This window comes from Rheinheimera faecalis (genome assembly GCF_021290965.1).
Lineage (GTDB): Bacteria > Pseudomonadota > Gammaproteobacteria > Enterobacterales > Alteromonadaceae > Pararheinheimera > Pararheinheimera faecalis.
In genome coordinates this window covers 47,388-53,827 of record NZ_JAJOYT010000020.1, presented here as the reverse complement: position 1 = coordinate 53,827, position 6,440 = coordinate 47,388, and the positions used below count along the sequence as shown (strand labels likewise).

General features: G+C 46.6%; 5 protein-coding genes. 4 read left to right on the top strand and 1 reads right to left on the bottom strand.

Annotated features, from left to right (window positions below; translation table 11 throughout):
• Nucleotides 1-258 (top strand): hypothetical protein (locus tag LSG34_RS20290; protein ID WP_233011153.1); only part of this gene is annotated, 258 nt, incomplete at its 5' end.
• A 165-nt stretch (nucleotides 259-423) separates the two neighbouring features.
• A complete protein-coding gene (locus tag LSG34_RS20285; RefSeq protein ID WP_233011152.1) occupies nucleotides 424-2,463 on the top strand; it encodes a methyl-accepting chemotaxis protein in 2,040 nt (679 codons plus the stop codon).
• 68 nt (nucleotides 2,464-2,531) lie between these two features.
• Here the strand turns inward: LSG34_RS20285 and luxS are convergent, their stop codons facing one another.
• Nucleotides 2,532-3,038 carry an S-ribosylhomocysteine lyase gene (gene luxS, locus LSG34_RS20280; protein ID WP_233011151.1) on the bottom strand — a complete coding sequence of 169 codons (507 nt, stop codon included), beginning with the start codon at nucleotides 3,036-3,038 and terminating at the stop codon, nucleotides 2,532-2,534.
• A gap of 255 nt (nucleotides 3,039-3,293) precedes the next feature.
• Here luxS and dnaK point away from each other — a divergent pair, with 255 nt between their 5' ends.
• Nucleotides 3,294-5,201: a molecular chaperone DnaK gene (dnaK, locus tag LSG34_RS20275; protein WP_008900399.1), complete on the top strand. Its 1,908-nt coding sequence runs from the start codon at nucleotides 3,294-3,296 to the stop codon at nucleotides 5,199-5,201.
• A 100-nt stretch (nucleotides 5,202-5,301) separates the two neighbouring features.
• Nucleotides 5,302-6,429: a molecular chaperone DnaJ gene (dnaJ, locus tag LSG34_RS20270; protein ID WP_233011150.1), complete on the top strand. Its 1,128-nt coding sequence runs from the start codon at nucleotides 5,302-5,304 to the stop codon at nucleotides 6,427-6,429.
• The last annotated feature ends 11 nt before the right edge of the window (nucleotides 6,430-6,440 follow it).

Here is a 6,440-nt window from a genome sequence, read left to right as displayed (position 1 = left end):
TTTAGCGTTGCCACAGGCGGTCGCCAGGGTGAAACAGGGAAAACGGGACGCAAACAGTTTTGCGTCACGCCTGTTTCACGCCTTGAGCTCTGCGAAAGGCCGGACAAGACGGCATGCTGTCGCCTGACCAAGAACCCTAGGGATGGGGTGAGCACTGTAGTTCACCGCACCAGAATTCAGAACAAATCCGCTTTTAAACTAACCAACAATTGCTTTAACGGCGCAATGCCTCCGGCGATTGCACTCTACATTTACTAAATTCCCCGCCCCAAAATCACCCAACCGCACCAAAATAACCCATCAAAATGCACCAATCTGTCACATCTAAATCATTGATTAAATTCACCTATTCCTCAGAATTATTTCAGTAGCAAACCCAGCTGCTTTATGTTTTTATAATGCTGTATCCATTTGGGGGCTGTTATGTCTTACATCAAAAATCTATCCATAAAACAAAAACTATTAATAGCGGTAGGCGGCTCGGTAGCTGTACTTTTAGTGCTCTCTGCACTTTTTACGGTGAACCATTTAAGCCAGCTGACACGCCAGCAAGTGCAGGCGGAAGTTGACTCATTAGTCACTACTGAGTCGGTGAATATAGGCAAATTTTTTGCTGAGTACGCCCAGGTTGCCCGCACTTTTCTGGAGGCTCCGCAGTTTCAGGCCTGGTTCCAGGCTTACCCGGGCCGCAATGCTAAACTGACTTCAGTGCCTGGTTATCAGGACATCAACAATAGTTTTATTAAGATCAGTGAACGGGATCCCAATATACTGTCGGCTTTTTTTGCACTGGATCGTAGTGCTGAATACTTCAGGGAAAGTTCCAGAACAGGTGTAGACAAAGAAGGGCCGGATGCAGGAGATATTAGCAAGGGCTATTTTGCAACCCAACGTCCCTGGTACAAGTTAAGCCTTGAACATAATAAGTTTTTTGTTGGCTCACCTTCTGCCGATTTCACCACTGGTATTGTGTCCGCAGCAGTTGAGGGGCCAGTGTATTTACCCGATGGCACTTTATTGGGGGTAGGTGGCCTGGATCTGCATTTGGACAAGCTTGGCGAACAAGTAGAACGCATCCGCTATCAGGGCGAAGGCTTACCGTTTTTGCTTGATAGCGTGGGGCAGGTTGTGCATTTCTCTAAAGCTGCAGGACTTGAAATTAAAGCCAATGATCCGCTGGACCTGTTAGATAAAAATATTGCTGATACGGAAGGTTTCAGCGCACTTGCACAAGCAGCCAAAGAGCAAAAATCTGGTTTTACTAAAGTCAGTTTGTCAGGCAAAAGTTATTATGTGTCGTATCAGCCTGTCAGTCTGGAGTTTCCGAAAATGAACTGGCTGGTCGGTTTGTTAATCCCGGCAGAGCTGATTGAGGCGCCAGTACAACAAGCCACTGGTTGGGCGTTGTTTGCCACCTTGTTGATGTTAGCTGTGATTACCTTGGTTGTTGTACTGACCACACAACGTATTATTCGCCCTTTATCTGATTTAACAGCTGCTATGAAAGATATTGCCAGCGGTGAAGGTGATTTAACCCGTACTCTGGCAATTCAAAGCACTGATGAAGTCGGAGTTTTGGCTCAGCATTTTAATACCTTTATCAGCAAGTTAAGATACTCCTTACAACGTACCTCAGAGCAGTCCGCTTTGGTGCATCAATCCAGCCAAAAATTAAATAAAGTGGCCGGTCAGACTGACACTGAAATTCAGAGTAACAAGCTGCAAATTGACGCAGTTTCTGCCGCAGTGACTGAAATGTCAGCCACAGTGCAGGAAATCAGTCATAACGCGCAGCAAACCAGTTCTGCTGCGTCGCAAGCTCAGCAACGAGGCATAGAGGGGGCTGTATTATCACAAGCTGCAGTGAGGGATATGAGCCTGTTGGCTGGGACTATGACCGAAGCCGTTGATGTGGTGATTGGATTAGCAAAAGAATCTGAAAATATCGGTGCCGTTGTTGATGTGATTAAGGCCATAGCAGATCAGACCAATTTACTGGCGCTCAATGCAGCCATTGAGGCCGCGAGGGCGGGTGAGCAGGGTCGTGGTTTTGCTGTGGTTGCTGATGAAGTTCGCTCTCTGGCGGGCAGAACCAGTGAAAGCACCGGCCATATCCGTACTATGGTTGAAAAGCTGCAGGCTATCGCCAAAGAGGCTGAGACGAAGATGCAACAAGGGCGTGAGCAAACTCAGTTAAGCTCAGAGCGGGCAACATCGATGCAAAGCGCATTGGATGCTATAGGGCAGGCCATTGAAGTGGTGCAGCAACAAAGTGCAGCTATTGCAGTTGCAACGCAGCAACAGGGCGTAGTGGCAGAGGATATTAATTTGAATATCCACCGTATCACGCAGTTAATGGACAGTACGGCGTCTCATACTACTGAGCTGAACACAGAATCTAATGTGCTGAATCAGGCAGCCCGGCAACTGAAAACTATTACTGGTCAATTTAAACTGCACTAACACAGCACTAGAACAAAAAAGGCCACAGCTTTGTGAGCCGTGGCCTTTTTCTTTTGACAATAAATGGCTTATTGCTTTAAAAACTCAGCAGAAAGTTTTAACTCGTCATTTAAATTCACACCAACACCACGACTGATGATGTTTTGTGCAATCTCTTTAGCTTCTTCTAAAGAATGCATTTGAGCAGTGCCACATTGATAAATATTCAGCTCAGGAATTTCAGACTGGTTTTGTACTGTCAGCACATCGGCCATAGCGGCTTTCCAGGCTGCAGCAACACGCTGTTCGTCCGGTGTACCAATCAGGCTCATATAAAAACCTGTGCGACAGCCCATTGGGGAAATATCGATAATTTCTACGCCATCGCCATTTAAATGATCACGCATAAAACCGGCAAATAAATGCTCCAGTGTATGAATGCCTTTTTCTGACAGGATTTCTTCGTTAGGCACGCAAAAACGTAAATCAAATACAGTGATGTCATCACCTTTGGGTGTATTCATTTTTTTTGCCACACGCACAGCAGGTGCTTTCATAATGGTGTGGTCAACGGTAAAGCTATCTAATAAAGGCATGATCTTTCTCTCTGTTCAGGCTCATAGTCTGGTAATTAAGCAGGATTATACGCCGCAATTGCTTTTTGGGTTAAATGCTTTTCTGTTCTATAGACTTAGTTTCAGCGCTAATAAGTGGCTGAACCCGCCTTTTTGCTCATTTATCGCACAAACGATAAATTTTTTTAAAAAAATAACCTTGAATCGAATAGGGGTAAACCCCATTAACTGGTCAACACAATTTTAATTGTACAGATTAATAAGCGGAGAGTAGTTATGGGTAGAATTATTGGTATTGACTTAGGTACAACAAACAGCTGTGTGGCTATTTTAGATGGCGACCAGCCACGCGTTCTTGAAAACGCTGAAGGTACCAGAACCACTCCTTCCATCATCGCTTATGCTGAAGACGGCGAAGTATTAGTTGGCCAGCCAGCCAAACGTCAGGCTGTGACTAACCCAAAAAATACTTTGTTCGCAATTAAGCGTTTGATTGGTCGTCGTTTTGAAGATGCTGAAGTTCAGCGTGACATCAAAATCATGCCTTACCAAATCGTTAAGGCTGATAATGGTGACGCCTGGGTTGAAGTTAAAGGCAAAAAATTAGCTGCACCACAGATTTCTGCTGAAGTGCTGAAAAAAATGAAGAAAACTGCTGAAGATTACCTGGGCGAGCCAGTGACTGAAGCGGTAATCACTGTTCCTGCTTACTTCAACGATGCGCAGCGTCAGGCGACGAAAGATGCTGGCCGTATCGCAGGTTTAGAAGTAAGACGTATCATCAACGAGCCTACAGCAGCAGCTCTGGCTTATGGTATGGATAAGAAAAAAGGCGACACCAAAGTTGCGGTTTATGACTTAGGTGGTGGTACTTTTGATATCTCTATCATTGAAATCGACGATGTAGATGGCGAACAGACCTTCGAAGTATTAGCAACCAACGGTGACACTCACTTAGGTGGTGAAGACTTTGACTCTCGTGTGATCAACTACTTAGTAGACGAGTTCAAAAAAGAGCAGGGCATTGACCTGCGTAACGATCCACTGGCGATGCAGCGTCTGAAAGAAGCTGGCGAAAAAGCCAAGATCGAATTGTCTTCTGCTTCTCAGACTGAAGTGAACCTGCCGTATATCACAGCAGATGCTACTGGTCCTAAGCACTTAAACATCAAAGTAACCCGCGCTAAGCTGGAATCTTTGGTAGACGATTTAATTCAGCGCACTATCGAGCCGCTGAAACAGGCGTTAAAAGATGCCGACCTGTCTGTAAGTGATATCAACGATATCATCCTGGTGGGTGGTCAGACTCGTATGCCTAAAGTTCAGGAAGCGGTAACAGCCTTCTTCGGTAAAGAGCCACGTAAAGACGTGAACCCTGACGAAGCTGTAGCTGTAGGTGCTGCGATTCAGGGCGCTGTATTGTCTGGTGACGTGACTGACGTCTTGTTATTAGACGTAACTCCATTGTCTTTAGGTATTGAGACTATGGGTAGCGTGATGACAGCCTTGATTGAGAAGAACACCACTATTCCAACCAAGAAGTCACAAACTTTCTCTACTGCAGATGATAACCAGGCTGCTGTAACTATCCATGTGCTACAAGGTGAGCGTAAGCAAGCTTCTGCCAACAAGTCACTGGGTCAGTTTAACTTAGAAGGTATTCGTCCGGGCCGTCGTGGTGAACCACAAATCGAAGTAACCTTCGACTTAGACGCCGACGGTATTTTGCATGTGTCTGCTAAAGATAAAGACACAGGTAAAGAGCAGAAGATCACCATCAAAGCTTCTTCAGGCTTAACAGATGAAGAAGTAGAACGTATGGTACGTGACGCTGAACTGAATGCTGAAGAAGACAAAAAGTTTGAAGAGTTAGTGCAAACCCGTAACCAGGCTGACGCTTTAGTGCATGCAACCCGCAAGCAAATTGAAGAAGCTGGTAACGACTTAGCCACTAACGACAAACAAGAGATTGAAGCTGCTGTTGCTGCGCTGGAAACTGCCATCAAAGCAAACGATAAAGCAGAGATCGAAGCTAAAACTCAGGCTCTGATCCAGGCTTCTCAGAAACTGTCTGAAGTGGCTCAGGCGAAAGCGCAACAAGGTGGCGCTGAACCTCAGGCTCGTAATGCCGCTGGTGATGACGTCGTCGACGCTGAGTTCGAAGAAGTTAAAGACAACAAATAATCATTGTGTCTGTGGGGTCGCCTCTTTAAGATGCGCCCCATACCTGAGTAAATGTGAGCGGCCGCCTTGTGCGGTCGCTCCTCTATCAAGATGAGTTGTTATGTCGAAGCGTGATTATTACGAAGTGCTTGGCGTCGAAAAAGGCGCTGACGATAAAGAAATCAAAAAGGCCTATAAACGGCTCGCCATGAAATATCACCCGGATCGAACTCAGGGTGATAAAGCTATGGAAGAGAAGTTTAAAGAAGTGCAAGAAGCCTATGAGATCCTGTCGGATGACCAGAAGCGCGCTGCGTATGATAACTATGGTCACGCTGGTGTGGATCCAAACCGTGGCGGCGGTGGCGGTGGTGCCGACTTTAACGACATCTTCGGTGACGTTTTTGGTGACATCTTTGGTGGTGGCCGCCGTGGTGGTCAATCCCGTGCCCAACGTGGCTCAGACTTACGCTACAACCTGGAGTTAAATCTCGAGGACGCTGTACGTGGTAAGTCGGTAGAAATTAAAGTACCAACCTGGGTGTCCTGTGATGTCTGTGATGGTTCAGGCGCGAAAAAAGGCACACAGGCTAAGTCTTGCCCAACCTGTCATGGTGCTGGCCAGGTGACTATGCGCCAGGGCTTTTTTGCTGTACAGCAAACCTGTCCTACCTGTAGTGGCCGTGGCAAAATTATCCCGGATCCATGCACTAAATGTCATGGCGATGGCCGCGTAGAAAAAACTAAAACTCTGTCGGTGAAGATCCCAGCTGGTGTGGATACTGGTGACCGTATCCGTTTAGCCGGTGAAGGTGAAGCAGGGCAGTTTGGTGCGCCGGCTGGTGACTTGTATGTGCAAGTGCATGTCAAAGATCACCCTATCTTTGTGCGTGACGGCAACAACCTGTATTGCGATGTGCCTATTAGTTTCAGCACTGCCGCTTTAGGCGGTGAAATTGATGTGCCGACCTTAGATGGCCGCGTCAAGCTGAAGATCCCGGCTGAAACTCAGACCGAAAAAATGTTCCGTTTGCGTGGTAAAGGCGTGCAGTCGGTCCGTGGTGGCGGTGTAGGTGATTTGGTCTGTAAGGTGGTGGTGGAAACTCCTGTCAACTTAAGCGACAAGCAAAAAGACTTGTTACGTCAACTTGATGAAAGTTGGGGTGGTGACAGTGAAGCGAAACACAGACCTAAGTCTAAAGGCTTCTTTGATGGTGTGAAGAAGTTTTTCGATGATTTAACCGGCTAAGCCAGTTTTCT

What these genes read in the sequence shown, in the direction of transcription:
- LSG34_RS20285 (WP_233011152.1), top strand. Translation starts at nt 424, where the DNA reads ATGTCTTACATCAAAAATCTATCCATAAAACAAAAACTATTAATAGCG.
- luxS (WP_233011151.1), bottom strand. Translation starts at nt 3,038, where the DNA reads ATGCCTTTATTAGATAGCTTTACCGTTGACCACACCATTATGAAAGCA.
- dnaK (WP_008900399.1), top strand. Translation starts at nt 3,294, where the DNA reads ATGGGTAGAATTATTGGTATTGACTTAGGTACAACAAACAGCTGTGTG.
- dnaJ (WP_233011150.1), top strand. Translation starts at nt 5,302, where the DNA reads ATGTCGAAGCGTGATTATTACGAAGTGCTTGGCGTCGAAAAAGGCGCT.